General features: G+C 42.8%; 13 protein-coding genes. 10 read left to right on the forward strand and 3 right to left on the reverse strand.

Going from position 1 to position 17,747, the window contains the following annotated elements:
• The first annotated feature begins 103 nt into the window (after positions 1–103).
• Positions 104–586 (forward strand): Cys-tRNA(Pro) deacylase, encoded by a 483-nt coding sequence (gene ybaK, locus MSI_RS07495; RefSeq protein WP_009105425.1) that lies wholly within the window; start codon positions 104–106, stop codon positions 584–586.
• Here the strand turns inward: ybaK and MSI_RS07500 are convergent, their stop codons facing one another.
• From MSI_RS07500 to MSI_RS07510, 3 genes are all read right to left on the reverse strand, one after another.
• Positions 587–1,909: an extracellular solute-binding protein gene (locus MSI_RS07500; protein ID WP_050983910.1), complete on the reverse strand. Its 1,323-nt coding sequence runs from the start codon at positions 1,907–1,909 to the stop codon at positions 587–589. It lies immediately after the preceding gene.
• 28 nt (positions 1,910–1,937) lie between these two features.
• Entirely contained in the window at positions 1,938–3,224 is a 1,287-nt protein-coding gene (locus MSI_RS07505) for an aminotransferase class I/II-fold pyridoxal phosphate-dependent enzyme (protein ID WP_009105427.1), read from the reverse strand.
• A 113-nt stretch (positions 3,225–3,337) separates the two neighbouring features.
• Entirely contained in the window at positions 3,338–3,994 is a 657-nt protein-coding gene (locus MSI_RS07510) for a M15 family metallopeptidase (RefSeq protein ID WP_009105430.1), read from the reverse strand.
• 323 nt (positions 3,995–4,317) lie between these two features.
• On the opposite strand from MSI_RS07510, the gene MSI_RS07515 reads away from it, so the two are divergent.
• The 9 genes from MSI_RS07515 (at position 4,318) to MSI_RS15005 (ending at position 17,703) form a co-directional block, all read left to right on the forward strand.
• The gene (locus MSI_RS07515) at positions 4,318–5,316 is read left to right on the forward strand and encodes a MoxR family ATPase (RefSeq protein WP_009105431.1); all 999 of its coding nucleotides are present in this window, start codon (positions 4,318–4,320) and stop codon (positions 5,314–5,316) included.
• Positions 5,317–5,322: 6 nt separating this feature from the next.
• Complete coding sequence (locus MSI_RS07520) at positions 5,323–6,201, forward strand: DUF58 domain-containing protein (RefSeq protein ID WP_009105432.1); 879 nt, start codon at positions 5,323–5,325, stop codon at positions 6,199–6,201.
• Complete coding sequence (locus MSI_RS07525) at positions 6,198–7,172, forward strand: hypothetical protein (RefSeq protein ID WP_009105433.1); 975 nt, start codon at positions 6,198–6,200, stop codon at positions 7,170–7,172. The genes MSI_RS07520 and MSI_RS07525 overlap by 4 nt, the downstream gene beginning before the upstream one ends.
• Positions 7,165–9,702 carry a VWA domain-containing protein gene (locus MSI_RS14295; RefSeq protein WP_009105434.1) on the forward strand — a complete coding sequence of 846 codons (2,538 nt, stop codon included), beginning with the start codon at positions 7,165–7,167 and terminating at the stop codon, positions 9,700–9,702. Before MSI_RS07525 ends, MSI_RS14295 begins: the two co-directional genes overlap by 8 nt.
• Positions 9,651–11,108, forward strand: coding sequence for an SH3 domain-containing protein (locus MSI_RS07535; protein ID WP_009105436.1), 1,458 nt, complete (start codon positions 9,651–9,653; stop codon positions 11,106–11,108). Before MSI_RS14295 ends, MSI_RS07535 begins: the two co-directional genes overlap by 52 nt.
• A gap of 5 nt (positions 11,109–11,113) precedes the next feature.
• A complete protein-coding gene (locus tag MSI_RS07540; protein WP_237706493.1) occupies positions 11,114–11,695 on the forward strand; it encodes a Smr/MutS family protein in 582 nt (193 codons plus the stop codon).
• Positions 11,696–11,896: 201 nt separating this feature from the next.
• Positions 11,897–12,658 carry a transporter substrate-binding domain-containing protein gene (locus tag MSI_RS07545; protein WP_009105440.1) on the forward strand — a complete coding sequence of 254 codons (762 nt, stop codon included), beginning with the start codon at positions 11,897–11,899 and terminating at the stop codon, positions 12,656–12,658.
• Between the two features lie 32 nt (positions 12,659–12,690).
• A complete protein-coding gene (locus MSI_RS07550) occupies positions 12,691–14,052 on the forward strand; it encodes a PFL family protein (protein WP_009105442.1) in 1,362 nt (453 codons plus the stop codon).
• Positions 14,053–14,127: 75 nt separating this feature from the next.
• Positions 14,128–17,703: a DNA translocase FtsK gene (locus MSI_RS15005; protein ID WP_009105445.1), complete on the forward strand. Its 3,576-nt coding sequence runs from the start codon at positions 14,128–14,130 to the stop codon at positions 17,701–17,703.
• Positions 17,704–17,747: the final 44 nt, after the last annotated feature.

Raw genomic sequence — 17,747 nt, forward strand, 5'->3', positions numbered from 1 at the left:
TTTTTCAAAAATTTATTAGAAAATTATGTTATTTTTTACGCTAATTTTAAATATATTTCCATTAAGATTTACACATATTTTCAATATTAATAGAATACAAAACATGAAAAAGACAAATGCAATGAGAATCCTTGAGGGACTGAAAATTCCTTACGAGGCTAAAGAATATGAAGATGACGTTGACCACGTTCTGGAAAAGGGAGCGGCGGGACGTATGGCGGAAAAACTGGGAGTAAGTCCTGAAATGGTTTTTAAAACTATTGTAATGAGGACTGAAAGCAGGGAAATCTGCGTTTTCTGCCAGAGTGCGGTAAATGAAATTAATTTGAAAAAGGCACGACAGGCGGCCGGCTGTAAGGAAATTAATCCTGTAAAGCCGGAGGAACTTCTGGCACTGACCGGTTACATCCGCGGGGGCTGTACTCCTATCGGGATGAAAAAACAGTTCAGGACTTTTATTGACGAAAGTATTATGAGTCAGGATAAAGTTTGTGTAAGTGCCGGCCAGAGGGGTATGCAGATTACACTTGCACCTGCAGACTTAATCAGAGCCTGCAAGGGCCAGGTTTGCGATTTGAAACTATAGTTATTCAGCAAACACTTTTTTACGCCATTCTTTTTCAAATTCAGAAATTGGTTTGGAGTTTGGTGTTACTGAGGTAATGTCTGCGCGGATATAAGGTTCTACAACCTGAGTTTTATAGCTTTCCCAGCGTGGTGGAAGTTTCTGAGGAACCTGAATCATCTGGGCTGGAGGCAGGTTAGACAAAAGCTGTGTGTAGAAAATCGGGAGAATATGCTCTGTTACGCTGCGCACGGCTGAAAAACCGCCGGCAATTCCAAACATATCTGTTTCAAGACGGGAAGCTTCCTTGCGTTCAAGAATTTCCCGCTGAACTTCATTCTGGAAAAACCAGGAAATAAAATCTGAGGCACCGGTTCTGTTTTCGGATTTCTTAAAAATTCCCATCATCACAAAGGAATCGTCCATAAAAATCTTTCCGTCCTGAACAAGCCAGCGGTAATCAAGATTTAAATCCTGTTCATGCATTGTCTTGAAAAGGGAATCGCTGCTGGTATAGGCAAAAAGAGTTCTTCCGGAAGAAACCTGGCGGTAATAAGGCATAAAAAGATATTTAAAGGCAAAATCGGATTCTATCTGGGCAGACTGATTTTCGGTTTTAACCCAGCTTTTCAGAAAGGAAACTGTTTTTTCAAGATTTTCTTCATTCCAGACTATGTTATTTTTTACTTCCGTAAAATCTGAATAAAAAAGTTTTGCCGTCAAAGACAAAAAAGAAGAGTTATTAAGCGGAGCAAAACCGATTCTCTGGAAAGTTTCATTGGACTTTTTCTGATTGTATTTTGAGCCCATCTCGCGAAGCTGCTCAAGGGTAAGCATATAATTTTCTGATACAAAACTTTCGTTAGTCTTGTCAAAAATTACGGCAGGAAGATTAAAGCTTACCGGCAGAAGATACTGGGAATGGCGAACCTTTCCGGAATCCAGAAGATTTTTGTAAAACATTTCTGAACTTATCTGATTATGGGTAAAAAGATAATCAAGGGAACAGAAATTCTTTTTGGTTTTGTCGGAACGCAGCCAGGAACCTACAATGATATCCGGCGGAAGTTCATCCTTTGGTACAGGAAGTGAAAGTGCCGGATTTTCCTTGTAAACGATTATGGCGCGGTTTTCGCTATTGTTTTTGTTGAAAAGTTCTGCATACTGCGCGAACTCACTGCAGTTTGTCCAGATGACAATGCGGCGTTCGCGCTGTGCAAAATGCTGATATGTAAGATTAGTTTTCTGTTCCTGACACGAAGTAAAACTCAGAAGTACAAGGCATGAAGCAAAACAAAGGCGTACAAGGCTGTGTACAGGAACTAAAAAACTAATTTTTTTCAAATTTAATGAAAGTCTCAAGGTTTTGATGTTACATCTCCTCTGCAACATCATATATCTGTGAGTAAACTTCTTCAATCTTTTCTTCGTCGATACTTGAGAAAGCAACGCGAAGAGTGTAAGGGTCAATCTGAATTACACCGATTCCCTTATCTTTAAGAAGTTTTACGCGGAGTTCTTCCGCAATGCCGCCTTCAACATGGAAGCTCATAAAGTAACCTGAGTTGAAAGGAAGGGCTGTAAGTTTTGAAGACTTATGTGTATTTACAAACTTGCGTACTGCATCATAACGGCCCTGAAGCATCTTACGGAGTTCCTTTTTCTGAGCTTCGTGAGCAGGATCCTGAAGAGCTTTAAGAACAAGGCTCTGAGAAGGAGTTGCTGAACAGGAAACTGAAGAGCGGATAGCTCCCATGAACTTAGTTGTAAGGGCTGTATACTGCTCGTCTGTAAGAGCTTTTGAGCCGAAAGTGATAAAGCCTGTTCGGAAGCCCCAGGCAAAATCCTCTTTTGTAGGACCGTCAGCCTTGATTGCAAGTACGTTTTCGTGAAGGTCAGCCATGTAAGCAAAAAGCGACTGAGGTTCGATATCATCTTCGTAGTTAAGACCGAAGTAAGCGTCGTCTGAAAGCACAAGAACCTTTTTACCGCTTTCTGCGAGCTTGCGAACCATTTCTACGATTGCTTTAGCTTCATCCTTTGTAGGACTGTAGCCTGAAGGATTCTGAGGGAAGTTCAAAAGAACGCGTACAGAACCATATTTTTCTGCATCAGCCTTCATAGCGGCTTCAAGTCCGGCAAGATTAAACTTTCCGTTTTCGAAACACTTGAACTGATGGAAATCTGCACCGCGGCGGGCACAGGTGATAAGCTCGTAGTTATCCCAGCAAGGATCTGCAGCAAGAAGAGGCTTATCTGCATCAATAAAAAGATCTGCTACATAAGAAAGAACAGCGGTAAGACCTGGTACAAGTACTGGAAGAGAAAAGTTCTTTCCCTTGAGGTTTGGATTTTTTTCGATGATTTTTTCTTTCCACAAAGCGCGGATGTCAGGAGAACCGGCTGTCTTTGCATAAGCTACAGTTTCGCGTGAATTAAGCGACGGCATATTCTTTTTGTATGAATCCAGCTCGATAGGAGTTCCGCCGGCAACTGCCATACCGATTGTTCCGTTAGCAAAGTAAGCGTCTTTTGCAGCTTCTCCGCCCTGCGAAATAATTCCGTTCGGAAAATAAAGGCGTTTTCCCATGTCTGAAAAAAGAGCCTCAACCACACTACCCTTTAAGGTTTCATTCAATTCCAAAGCCAATGGATTCATAATTTACCGTTCCTCTAAAGTAACTTTTGGTACATAATTATTCAGATTTGAGGGTGCAGTGTCAAGAAATTTGCATAAATATACAATTTTAAAGAATAAATATAAGGCTGTTTTTATTGCTTCAAATAGTCTGATGAAACTGGGAATTCAAAGTAAGTATCGGGGTAAGGTTCATTTGCAAGGGTAAAGTGCCACCATTCACAGTCAAGGGCGTTAAAACCGTTGCGCAGCATTGCCTTTTGCAGGGTCATGCGGTTCTGATACTGCTGGTCTGTAATTCCCTTGAAATCAGGATGGGAGCGTTCGCTGAAAAGGTCGAAGGGACCTCCCATATCAACTTCTTTTCCGCTTTTCATATCAAGAAGGGTTAAATCTACTGTGCTTCCACGGCTGTGACTTGAGCGTTTTGCAATATAGCCCCGGTCAAAAAGTTCCTGTTTGGCAATATCGGGGTAAAAATAAGGCTTCATGCGGATATCCTGATCTTCTATTGCCCAGAGCATAAAATGTTTTACCGCAGAAACAGGACGATAACCGTCAAAAATCTTGAGGCGGTAGCCCTGTACCATCATTTCGTTGCTTACGGCTTTTAAGGCGCGGGCTGCTTCTTTTGTAAGAAGAGCTACTGGTTCTTCATAACCATCTATGCGGTCTCCTACAAAATTAAATGAAGAGTAATAGCGGATTTCCTGTACTATCTGAGGGATAAATTCGCCAAGGACTACGAAGTCTGAAGCGTCCATTTCAAGTTTATCAGGTCTTGTGCTCATGAGGTTATTATAACACAGCTTTTATAAAGTGGCATCAAGGTCAAAAGCATTATAAACGAGATTTAACTAAAGCTGGCGCGAAGCCGAGTGCTAACTGCATTATGAAGACTTTCGTTTAAATATGGCTCCCGGCTGCGGGTTCATGGTACAAAACCGCGCAATAATGCACCTGCAATTGATAAACAAAGCCCGGCGGGAGCATGGAGCCATGCCGAAGGCAGCCTGAAAGGCCGCGCGCAGCAAGTGGCGGAACGCGACTGGGTGTTAAGACTCGCCTAAAAAAATCTTCTATATTTTAAAATTATTTGTTATAGTACTTATCTATGGATAGAAACGAAGCTAAGACTATTGTTGAAAATGTTCGGGCCGAGGCTGCTAAACGCCTTGTAGGTCAGGAACAACTTATAACTGATATGTTTATGGCATTTATTGCGGGCGGCCACGTGCTTGTTGAAGGCGTACCTGGTCTTGCAAAAACTCTTGCCATTAAGACTTTGACTGAAATTTTGGGGCTCGATTTTAAACGCATTCAGTTTACTCCCGATCTGCTTCCTGCCGATGTTACCGGTACTTTGATTTATGAGCAGAATAAGGGCAGTTTTAGCGTGCGTAAGGGTCCTATTTTTGCAAATGTAATTCTTGCTGATGAAGTTAACCGTGCGCCTGCTAAGGTTCAGTCTGCCATGCTTGAAGCAATGGAAGAAAAACAGGTTACTATTGGCGAGGAAACTTACAAGCTTCCTGAACCTTTCTTTGTACTTGCAACTCAGAACCCGGTTGAGCAGGAAGGAACCTATAATCTGCCGGAAGCCGAGCTTGACCGTTTTATTATGAAGCTGAATGTCGGCTATCCTAGTGCGGAAAATGAAGTAAACATCGTAAAGACCTGCGGAAAAGCTGCCTCTGTGGCTGTAAAAACTGTGCTTAAGGCCGGTGATATTGAAGAGCTTCGCAAGCTTTATGATTCTGTAAATTGCGACGACAAAATCGTTGAATACATTGTTTCTATTTTGAACGTAACCCGCGCTGATACTTCCAGTAAAAAACAGTCTCGTTCTTTTGCGGCTTCGGTTGCAAAATCGAACGATATTACCCGCTACATTCATTTTGGAGCATCTCCTCGTGCGGGAATTTCCATGCTCCAGTGTGCAAAGGTTCGCGCTCTTTTTGAAGGCCGCGATTTTGTGCTGCCGGAAGACGTAAAGGCTGTTGCCTGCAATGTTCTGCGCCATCGCCTGGTACTTTCTTATGAAGCTGCTGCGGACAATGTTACAAGCGACGAAATTATTTCTCGCATTCTGGACTTTATTCCGCTCCCGTAAAGCCTTATGGAATCTGTTGATTCTCTTGTAAAAAAAGCAAGCTATCTCAGAATTGCGGCCGCTGACCTGGCCGAGGGCATGAAGAGCGGAAATTTCCGTTCTCTTTACCGCGGGCAGGGAATTGAATTCAGTGGTGTTCGCGATTATATTCGCGGGGACGATATCCGGTCGATTGACTGGAACGTTACGGCGCGAATGGGACATCCTTACGTTAAGGTTTTTGAAGAGGAACGCGAGCTGCAGATTTTTATTGTGCTGGATTCTTCTGCTTCCATGCAGCTTAAAAATATGACTGCCGCTACCAAGTACTCAAGGGCGGCTGAAACTGCGGCTCTGATTACCCTTGCGGCAGAAATGAACAGCTGTCCGGTGGGCGCAGTTCTTTTTGACGGAAAAATCCACTTTTCTACAAAACCTATGCAGGGCCGCGAGCAGACTATGCTGATTTTAACTCACCTTGACCGCCTGCCGGAGCAGCCTGTTACAGGTTCAGTTCTTTCTAACGCCCTGACGGGAACCGGAAAGCTTCTTAGAAAACGTTCCCTTGTTTTTGTTCTTTCTGATTTCCGCAGCGGCGACTACGAAAAATCGCTTATCTCGCTTGCGCAGAAAAACGATGTAATTGCAATCCGCCTGGAAGATAATTTTGACAATGAGCTTCCTTCTGTGGGAACAATTCCCTTTATTGATGTAGAAAGCGGCCTGAAAATGAGGCTTCCTTCTAATTCCCAGAAGTTCAAGAAGGAATGGAAGGACTTCTATACCCAGAACCTTACCCACTGGCACAACACCTGCATTAAGCACGGTGTAACAGATGTAGTTATGAAGTCGGATGACGACCCGCTTCAGATTTTAATGCAGATTTTTGGACGGAAGGCAATATGATTAACCTTGAGATTCAGCAGATTCTTCTGCCAAAAAAAGTTTATATCGGTGATACAGCAGAACTTCGCTGTTCTTTTAACTCGAACTCATTTACCCTCAAAAATTTTGTTGAAAACGGCAGCGTCCAGCTGAGTACCTCGGGCTTTATTTCGCCCCTGGACATGCAGAATTATGATATCAAAAACATTACGCTTTCATCGATAGGCGTTGACCACTATCAGCTTTCAATTAATTTTGTTCCCTGGAAAATCGGTGATATTGTTTTTCCAGGTTATGATTTAACTTCAAACTTTACTGAGCCGGAACTTTCTTCTTCTGATTTTGATGAGCACTATCTGATTAATTTTCAGCCGGTAAATATTGTTTCTCTTACCCAGCAGGATTCAATAACTTCTCTGCGACCGGGAGCGGCACCTCTTCTGCTTCCGGGTACAACTTACAAGCTTTACGGCGCCCTGCTAATTTTTGTTTTTGCTTTATTCCTTATCGTGCGCTCTATTATCAAGCATGAAGAAATTACCTTTTACCTTAGAAACAGAAAGCTTCTGAGAAAATATAAAAAGAACCGCCGTCATACGGAAAAAGCCCTGAGCCGCCTGCTTGTAACAGGTAAAAAACAGGAGCCGATAGACGACAAGACCTTTGCGCAGAATTTCCAGCAGATTTTACGCTCTTATCTGGAAGTACGATTTGACATTCCTTTTTCAAAAATTGTTACAAGCAGTTTTATGCGGGCCTTTAACGAGGCCTTTGGCGGAACGGAAGATTTTACCAGCCTGATGAGCGAACGCAAGGAAAACGCCTGCATTCAGATAACCTCGCTTTTTACACGAACAGATTTTATCCGCTATTCAGGGGAAGCTGCGCTTGAAGAAGGCGAAAGAGCCCAGCTGGTAGAGTCGGCAAAAGAATGTATTTCAGATTTTGAAGAAAGTGAAAAAGAAAAAGCGGGAGGCGAAAAGAATGTTTAGTTTTCAGAATCCTGCAGGACTTTTGCTAGTTCTTTTAATTCCTCTTTTCTTTATTCTGCGAAAGTTTAAAATCCTCAACCAGACTGTAATTTATGCGGTTCTTGGCGACTGGGAAGGAAAATATTTTGAATGGCACGGAAGCCTGCGAAAACTCGTATCTGCCCTTATCAAACTGATGATTGGAGCCGGCTTCATCCTTAGCGTAATTGCCTTTGCTGACCCTGTAATCTCTACTCAGGAAAAGGTTTATACAAGCCTTGGAAACGACATTATTTTTGTCGTTGATACAAGCCCTTCTATGGCGGCAAAGGATATCGACGGAAATACCCGAATTGATGCGGCAAGAAATACAATCACAAGTCTTGTTCAGAATTACGAAGGCTTCCGTTACGGAATTGTTGCGCTTGGAAGTAATGCCAGCGTTTTAGTGCCCCCTACCGCCGTCTCTTCCGCCTTTACAAAAAAACTGGGCGAAATCCAGGTTGGTATGATGGGAAACGGCTCTGCCATTGGAGACGGACTTAGTACTGCAGTATGCCACCTTGCCTCTTCCAAGGCTCCCAGAAAATGTATAATCCTTCTTACTGACGGTGAAAACAACGCCGGAGAAATTCATCCTCATACAGCTGCAAAGCTTGCTGCAGACAACAATATTACCCTTTATATAGTAGGAATTGGTACAAAAGGCCGCATTTCCATTGAATACACCGACTACAATACAGGAAAACTTTATTCCGGCTATCTGGAAAGTGATTTTGATTCAAATCAGCTTAAGAAAATTGCCGAACTTGGACAGGGCCGTTATTTTGAAGTTCAGACTGTTGACGAACTTGCCCGCAGCCTTTCTTCAGTTGTAAAAAATGAAGCCGTTTCCCAGAGTTTTACCTACAAAACGACAAGCACCAGCTACTATCAGAAGCTGATTTTTATTGCAATGATTTTATTTGCAGCCGCAGCCTTTATTAAACGCGTAATTCTTCAGGAATACATTCCTTTCAGATTAAAGCCTTCGCTTATCCTGCGTTCGGTATTCCAGGTGCTTGCTTTTGTTATGCTCTGTATTGCCCACACAGGAATTTCCTGGGGAACTTACCTGGCTCCGGTGCAGAAAAACAGCACGGCAGTCAGCTTTGTTTTTGATATTTCAAACAGTATGCTGGCTCACGACGAGCCGGACAGAAAAACAAGGCTTGAAGCCAGCCGCATATATGCAAAGAAACTTTTGAGCCGAATGGAGGGAACCAGCGTTTCAGTTGTCCTTGCAAAGGGTGAAGGAATTACCGCGATTCCGCTTACAGAAGACTTTGCCATGGTGGATTCCCTTATAGACGTAATGAATCCAGGACTTATGACAGCGCCTGGTTCAAGTCTTGGAAAAGGAGTTCTTGCCGCAAAAGAATCCTTTCCTCAGAATTTTTCATCAGCCGGCCGTATCTGGATTTTTACTGATGGAGAAGAAACTGACGGAACTTTGCAGAATGCAATTTCAGAATGTACAAAATACGGAATTCCTGTAAGCATTATCGGATTCGGCGGTGAAGATGAATCTCAGATTTTAGCGGGCGACGGAAAAACAATTGTTTACTCTGCCCTGCGAACAGAAAAAATTGAAAAAATACTGGAATCAATTCACGAAAAATCAAAATCTTACAAAAATAAGACTCCTGTAATTTTTACAAAGGCTTCGGATGTAGGTACCGCTTCAAAGCTGCTTTCTCAGATTTCTAAAAACGGCGAAAACACTCAGATCGTTTCTTATGAAGCACGTCCTGTTCCCCGCTATAAGTTTTTCCTCATTCTTGCTTTTATCCTGCTTTCTGCAAGCTTCTTTGCAGCGGAATTTGATTTGAAATACTTTGGCCAGAAAAAAGCTGGTTCAGTTCTTATGCTTTTTGCCCTGATTGCTTCACTTGGGGTAACAGGCTGTTCAAATCAGGCTTCAAAAGCCGCAGAAAAAGAAGCCCGAAAAGAGCGTAAAATGTTTGGAACGAGTGATTCCACAAAAGTTCTTCTTGGAACTTATGAATGGCACAAGAAAAATTACCGCAAGGCCGTGGCAATGTATCTTTCTGTGGTAGAAAAAGCTGATGAAGAAAAAAATCAGACTTTGAATTATTCTCTTTACGATCTTGCAACTGCCTATTCAATGAGCGGAGAAGAAAATGCAGCTCTGGAACGCTATTCACAGATTTCTTCCGATGCGCCACAGCTTGTACGTTACAACGCCTACTATAATGCGGGAATTATTGCTCATAATCAGGGGAATTTTGATTCAGCCTCAGAATATTTCAGAAAGGCGCTTGAAATTGACAATACAAGACTGGAGGCTAAAATCAATCTGGAACTTTCAATTCAGATGACAGAAGCCCAGAGCCGCCAGAAGGAAAGCGAAATACTTCCGGCTCACGAAGAAAAAGAACATAATCAGGATCTGGAAAATACAGTTTTCCAGCACATTAAGGAGAATGATAAAAAACAATGGAAAAACAGCGAATCAAATCAGCAGCAAAATCTTTCGGAAGATTACTAGCCGCTATTAAAAGCGCCGCCATTTTTGCCCTCTTATCAGCAGCAGGGGCGGAAGCATTCTGCCAGAGTGTGATTAGCCAGACTCAGTGCGACGCATTAAAGATTGCGCCATCTGAAAATCAGAAATTTTACACAAAAAGCGATATCAAGTTTGAAGTTTTAATTCCAAACACCAACGCAAACTCAATTCAGCTGCAAAGCTCCAGAAGTCCGCAGGGCGCAACAATGCGCACAATGAGAAAAACTCAGGACTACGGAGACACTCCTGGAACAAAGCTTGAGTTCTGGTACACTTTTGAAAAAAAAGGCGACTATCAGATTGCTCCGCTTTCCCTTTTAATCAGTAACCGCCGCCGTTCAATTTCCTTTGACCCGATTACCGTTACCGACAATCCGGAATTCCTTCTGCCTCGAATCGTTCTTGTTTTTCCGGATGACAAATATTTTTACTCTGACGAAGCCTTTGATTCAGAAAAGCCTTTTTTGAATGCCGCAGTCGGAGAAAAAATTCCCTTTACGGTTTGCCTTCAGTATGCAGTTCTTCTGGTGCAGTTTGACTGGGAACTTCCGACAGATTCCATTTTTACCTGCACAAAAAATTATGAAATCCTTGAAATTAAATACCGCGAAAAGCACATTTCCGATGAGTTGATTCCGGTTGCAGATTTTGAATGGACTTCTCTTGCAGAAGGCAGACAGCGTTTCCCAAAAATCAGGCTGACAGCAACCGCTTATAACGGCAGTCGTACTGCAATCCAGCTACCCGATTTTTATGTAGATTTTGAAAATCAGATTAGCCAGGACAGCGGAAGGGCAGAAAAAAAGAGCCGCTTCGACAAAAGCTTTGAATTTTACGATAATCTTCAGAACTCTCTTTCTGAAAATGACGGTCAGGAAGAAGTAAAAAATCCTTTTGAAAACAAAATCTCGGAAGATAACTGCGAGCTTCTTGCAGCTCTGAGACAAAAAGAAAGAAATGATTTATTCAATTGGAAAAAAAATGTAAGAGACCGGGCCGATTTTGAGGCAGAACTTGGCATTACAACTTCGATTAACGAATTTTTTATCGGTTCTTATTATTTTTCTGTCTTCGGACTTCTTCTTTGCATAATTCTTTTTGTGATTTTTATCATCAAACATAAGGCCCTGCTTTCAATTCTGACTTCGGGACTTATAGTTTTTGCCCTTGTATTTTTTATCTTCGGCTCGATTCAAAAAAACAAGATTTTTGCGATTTCCAAAGGGGCAAAAATAACTTCTATTCCTGAAGAAAATGCCCGGGTTGAATCAAAAATCGGAGAAGGTCTGCGGGTTCAGGTTGTAGAAGAAGCCGGCTCCTGGATTTACATTCAGATGGGTGAAAGCGGCGGCTGGTGCAAAAAAACTGACGTAATTTACATAAACTAAAAGAATTGATTGAAGGTGATTTTATGGACATGGGCGATATTTTAAATCAGTGGGATAATTATCAGTCAAAGCATATAAAGAAGCAGAAGGAAAGCGGAAAGAATCAGGTATCTCACAAAAAGGCAAACGCTCCTACGGCGGAGGAAAAAGCCCGGGCAGCCGAAAAGGATTTTGAAGCACAGATGAGACGCGATAACGAAAAGCAGATAAATCCTATGGAGATGTGGCTGCGACGTTATGGCACTATCGATAAGGATAAAATTGCAGAAGAGGACGAAATTAAAAACCGCGAGACAGACAGGAACTATTTGATTTCTATGACTCCGGAGGCGCGCATAGATTTACACGGTCTTCATCAGGACGAAGCCTACGAAAGGCTTAACAATTTTATTGCAGACTGTAAGGTGCGGGGCTTGAAGAAGGTTCTGATAGTTCACGGAAAGGGAATCCACACTCACGGAACAGACCCGGTTCTTGGCGAGCTTGTAAGAAAGTTCATTGAAAGGGACAAGAGATGCGGAACTTCGGGTCATCCCAAGACAAAATATGAAGGTGGAACAGGGGCAACTTGGGTAATACTTAAGTAATTGACCCCCACTAAAAATTTCAATAAACTAAAAAAAAGCGAAAGGCAAGGATGCTAATTTTCCAAAGCTTTTCGCATTTTTTTTAAAGAAAGTTTTTCTTTAAAAAGTAAAGCTAAAAAATTGCTGCATCGCAATTTTTTTTAACGCTTTGCTATCAAACACCGCGGGCTCTGACCGGCCCGCTTACACAGGAGAAAAAAAATGAAAAAAATTGTTTTAGCTCTGGCTACAGCTGCTATGCTTCTTACATCATCTGCTTTTGCTGCAAAAAAATCTAAGGCTAAGGGAAAGGTATGGATTATCGCTACTGATACTGTATTCCGCCCTTTTGAGTACACAAACGAAAAAAACAAGTTCGTAGGAATTGACGTTGACCTGCTTGCTGCAATCGCAGAAGATCAGGGATTTGCATATGACTTGCAGTCACTCGGCTGGGATGCTGGTGTTGCTGCAGTACAGGTTGGACAGGCTGACGGTCTTATCGCCGGCGCTACAATCAAACAGAGCCGCATTGATTCAGGCTGGATTTTCTCTGAAGGTTATTACAATGCTACACAGACTTTTGTTGTTGCAAAAGACAGCAAAATCGCATCTTATGAAGATTTGAAAGGAAAAACAGTTGCCGTAAAGAACGGAACTGCTGGTATGGACTTTGCAAACAGCCTTAAAGATAAATATGGCTTCAAAGTAACAGTTTTTGAAGATTCTCCTACAATGTATCAGGATGTAATTCTTGGAAACTCAGCTGCCTGCTGCGAAGACACACCTATCATGGCAGACAACATCAAAACTGCAAAACTTCCTCTCAAGATTCCTGCAGGAATGGAAAGCGAAGGTGCTCCATACGGCTTTGCAATCATGAACCCAGCTAACAAAGAACTTCTTGATATGTTCAACAAGGGTCTTGCAAACATCAAGGCTAATGGTAAATACCAGGCAATTCTTGATAAATACTTGAAGTAATATATTGTAGAAATTTTTTAATTGAGGAAACTATGATTTTTTCACCGGTAGAAATTCAGGAAACTGTAAACATGTTTATGCGCCAGAAGCTGGATATCCGCTGCATTACAATGGGTATTTCACTTCTGGATTGTGCGGATTCTGACAGCAAGCGTGCCTGCGACAAGATTTATGACAAAATTATGAAAAAGGCCGGAAATCTTGTAAAGGTCGGTCAGGATATTGAAAAGGAATTTGGTGTTCCTATTATCAATAAGCGTATTTCTGTTACCCCGATTGCTCTTGTTGCCGGTGCAAGTAATGCAAAATCTTATGTTGACTACTGTAAGACACTCGACCGTGCAGCAAAAGACCTGGGAGTAAACTTCCTTGGCGGCTTCTCTGCCCTTGTTCAGAAGGGAATTACTCCTGCTGACCGCATTTTAATTGATTCCATTCCGGAGGCCCTTGCTTCTACTGATTTTGTTTGTTCCAGCGTAAATGTTGGTTCGACAAAATCCGGAATCAATATGGATGCCGTTAAGCTCATGGGTGAAACTGTTGCAAAAACGGCCGAGGTTTCTAAAAATAATGATGTAAACGGCTGTGCAAAGCTGGTAATTTTCTGCAATGCGCCGGAAGATAACCCTTTTATGGCAGGTGCTTTCCACGGACCTGGAGAAGGCGACAGCGTTATCAACGTTGGTGTTTCTGGTCCTGGCGTAATTCTTGCCGCAGCCCGCGAATACAAGGGTCAGCCAATTAATGTTCTGGCAGACGGAATTAAAAAGATGGCCTTCAAAATCACCCGTATGGGTCAGCTGGTTGGAAGCGAAGCCGCAAAACGCCTCGATACAAACTTTGGTATTCTGGACCTGTCACTTGCACCAACTCCTGCTGTCGGCGATTCTGTTGCCCGCATTCTTGAAGAAATCGGTCTTGAAGGCTGCGGTGCCCCTGGAACTACAGCAGCCCTTGCCATGCTTACAGATATGGTTAAAAAAGGCGGCGTAATGGCCAGCACAAACGTAGGCGGACTTTCGGGCGCCTTTATTCCGGTTTCTGAAGACGAAGGTATGATTAATGCCGTTCAGCAGGGTTCTATCTGCCTTGAAAAGCTTGAAGCAATGACTACAGTCTGCTCTGTAGGACTTGATATGATTGCAATTCCGGGCGATACTCCGGCAACTACAATCTCGGGCATTATGGCAGACGAGTTTGCAATCGGTATGGTAAACAACAAGACAACTGCCTGCCGCCTTATTCCTGCTCCTGGCAAAAAAGCCGGCGACTGGGTAGAGTTCGGCGGTCTTCTTGGTGGCTGCCCGGTTATGGACGTAAACAAGTTCAGTTGTGCCGACTTCATCAACCGCGGTGGAAGAATCCCGGCTCCTATTCATAGTTTCCGTAACTAAATTACAAAGGGCGGGCATTCACCCGCCCTTTAAAATTCCCCTAAACTCACCTTTCAAAAATCCGATAATGACATTATGAAGACTTCAAACAAATCTACTATTACTACAGGCGTTGTTCTGCTTTTAATTGCCGCAATTTTTTCAATCAGTTTGATTCTGCAGGCATTGGATTTTGGCTCAATCGGAGAAGGAAGCTCTAATCCATTCTTCATTCTTGGAAATGTAATTTTTACCGTTTACGGTTTTTCTAGTATTTTAATTCCGGTTTTCCTTTTTATTGCCGGACTTTCCTGCTTTGCAACAACCTGGTCAGCACGCAAAACAATGCGTCTTTTGACCGCAATAGTTCCATTTTTTACCGCCGTTATCACAGAAAATATCTGCCGCTCAATTCTTGCCCTTGAACATTCAGGTTTCCCTGGCGTAAAAGTTTTTGTTGCCCTTGTAACCGGTCTTATGCTCATCATCATTGAATTCCTTGGCGCCGGTATTATTGCAGATAAAATTAATCCTATTTTATTTGGCCCTAAAGCTAAGCGCAACTCAGCAACTCAGCCAGCAGTAAAAGCAAAAACAGAAAAAGAAGCAGTTGAACTGGATGAAAATAATAATCTTGTAACAAAAGAAGAAGCTCATCCGGCAGAACATTTTGATTCAATCGGAAAACTGAACACTTCCGGCCTTCTTTTTGGAAAGGAAAATCAGACTTCAGCAGAAAATAAAGATGAAATCCCTCAGGTTGCAAACCTTACTGCTGATAATTTTGACTCTGTAAAAGTTGATGAAATTGAAGAACTTTCTCCAACAGATGAAGAAGTGCTTGAAGCAAATACCTATGAAGCTGTTCCTTCAGATGATGATGACGGTTCAGTAAATGCCTACTCTTCAGAATTTTCTGCTAATGAAGAAAGCCCGGCCCCAACTGCCGAAGCTGTAAATCAGGAAATTAAAAATGAAGTTTCAAGCGTTTTTGATGCTGCCCTGAGCGAAATTAAGCCTAACTCAGAGCCGACAATAGAGCTTGAAGAAGAGGAAGATGACAGTGCAACACCTGGCGCTTCAATCATTACAGAAGAAGAATATGCAGCCCTCACAGATTTCAGCGATGAAGATGATATAATTGAAGATGAAATTGTAGATGACCAGCCTGAAGAGGAAGAAGCTGACGAACTTGAATGGGATAATCTTCCGCCAGAACAGGAAACCCTTCCTCCAGAATATGATGAAGATTATTCTGAAGAAGAGGAAGGCGAAGCTCAGGAAGAAAGCCTTGAAGAAATAGACGAAGATGACCCGGCACTGGAATTTCCTCCAAAAGATGAAGAAAGTGAAAACTCAGAGGACGACCCTTTTTCTGCCTTTGACGTAGACAATGAAAAAGTTTCAAATGCAAACAAAGCTGCAGAAACTCCTTACTCTGCTGCAAGATACATTGATTCAGTTGTAGAAAATCCAAACTTCGGACACGGAATTACTCTCCGCGACGGCACAGAAGCTGAAGAAAACGAAGAAGAGGAAAAAAAAACTTCTGAGCAGGCAAAGCCAAAATTTCCAAGCAGAATAAACCTTTCTGAAAACGAAGATGCTTACGTAGAAGACGAAGCTAAAAGTCATGCCGTTGGACTTTCAAGCTTTGTTCCCGCCACTTTTGACACAGAAGAAGGTGACGCTGACGAAAGCCTTGAAAATGCCACAGAGGAAGCTGCCTTGAACTACGCGCCTCATGAGGCGCCTTCATCCTATCAAAATCAGAGAATTTCTCAGGCCGCTGCAAATTCTTCGGCACTTTACGCTGCCTCTCATGAAAAACCAGCAGAAACTTTTGGCTCCGGAAACGTTTTTGACCAGATGGAAGAGGATATCCGCCGTGAAAGTTTGAAAAAGCTTTCGGAAGAAACTGAAAAAGCTTACCAGAATGGGGAACTTGAAGAGCCTGAACTGGATCAGATTGATGCAGATATTATTGACGACGAGCCTATGCAGGAGCCGGAACTTTCTGATGATTTTGACGAGCCGGTTCCAACTGTAAATGATTTAACTGCCACAAACGAAGAAGAAATTCAGGCAGAAATTGACGATTCTGAGCAGGATGAAGTTTTCGAAGATGAAAGCGTGGCTTTTAATGATGAAGTAAATACCTACAGCCCATCTGACGCTTTTGCCCATGACGAAGAACCTAAAAGTCAGGAAATTATGGCAAATCCACCGAAAGTTGGAAACAGGGCTGTAAAAAAAGATCCTTACGTAATTCCTTCTAATCTGCTGACTGCCTACAAGGATGATCAGTACTGGATTATTGATGACGCAACAAAAGAGTCGGCAATGAATCTTACCCAGACTCTTGCGGAATTCAATATTGAAGCTCAGGTTATCGGAATTAAAAAGGGTCCTGTTGTTACAATGTTCGAGATTTTGCCGGCGCCTGGTGTTCGTCTGCAGAAAATTGTTGCCCTTCAGGATAATATCGCCCTCAGTCTTGCAGCCCAGTCGGTTCGTATCGTTGCGCCAATTCCTGGAAAACAGGCAGTGGGAATTGAAGTTCCAAACCGCCACCGCTCAATTGTAGGCTTCCGCGAGCTTATTGAAATGAAGCTGGATGAATGGGACAAAATGGCTGTTCCTGTTGTACTTGGAAAGGATATTCTTGGAAAAGCACAGCTGATTGACCTTGTAAAAACACCTCATATGCTGATTGCGGGTGCCACAGGTTCTGGTAAATCTGTCTGCGTAAACTCTCTTATTCTTTCTATTTTGTATAAGCGTTCTTTCCGCGATGTAAAGCTTATTCTTGTTGACCCGAAGGTAGTTGAACTGAAGCTTTACAACAATATTCCTCATCTTCTGGTTCCGGTAATCACAGAGCCAAAGAAGGCTTTGCAGGCTTTGCAGTGGTGCCTGTGCGAAATGGAACGCCGTTACGCCCTTCTGGACAGCATGGGTGTCCGCGATATTTCTACTTACAACCAGCGCATTAAGGAACGCGATATTGCTACAGAAAAGCTTCCTTACATTGTAGTAATTATTGATGAGTTTGCCGATTTGATGGCAACCAGCGGCCGCGAACTGGAATCTACAGTTGCCCGCCTTACAGCCATGAGCCGTGCGGTTGGAATCCACCTTGTTCTTGCAACCCAGCGTCCTTCTGTAAACGTAATCACAGGTTTGATTAAGGCTAACATTCCTAGCCGAATCGCCTTTATGGTTTCCAGCCGAACTGACTCGAATATCATTATCGACAGTGTTGGTGCTGAAAAACTCCTTGGCCGCGGTGATATGCTTTACGCTTCTGCCGTTGACCCGGCTCCAGTCCGCATTCAGGGAACCTTCATCAGCGACCAGGAAGTTGAAGATGTTGTAAATGCCGTTAAGGAATACGGTGAGCCAGACTACATCGACGACCAGGTATTCTACGAGGAAGAAGAAGAGGGCGATGATTTTGAACTGAACGGAAACTATGACGGGGATCCATTGTACGACCAGGCTCTGGAAATTGTAATTCAGTCTGGTAAGGCAAGTGCAAGTTACCTGCAGCGCCGCCTCAGCATAGGCTATAACAGAGCTGCACGTCTTGTAGAAGAAATGGAAGAACGCGGAATCGTAGGCCCTGCCAACGGCAGCAAACCTCGCGAGATTCTTCATGTGCCGGGGTAATATTTAATTTTTTCTCACTACTTTTCTTTAATCTACTATTCTGA

Source organism: Treponema sp. JC4 (genome assembly GCF_000260795.1).
GTDB lineage: Bacteria > Spirochaetota > Spirochaetia > Treponematales > Treponemataceae > Treponema_D.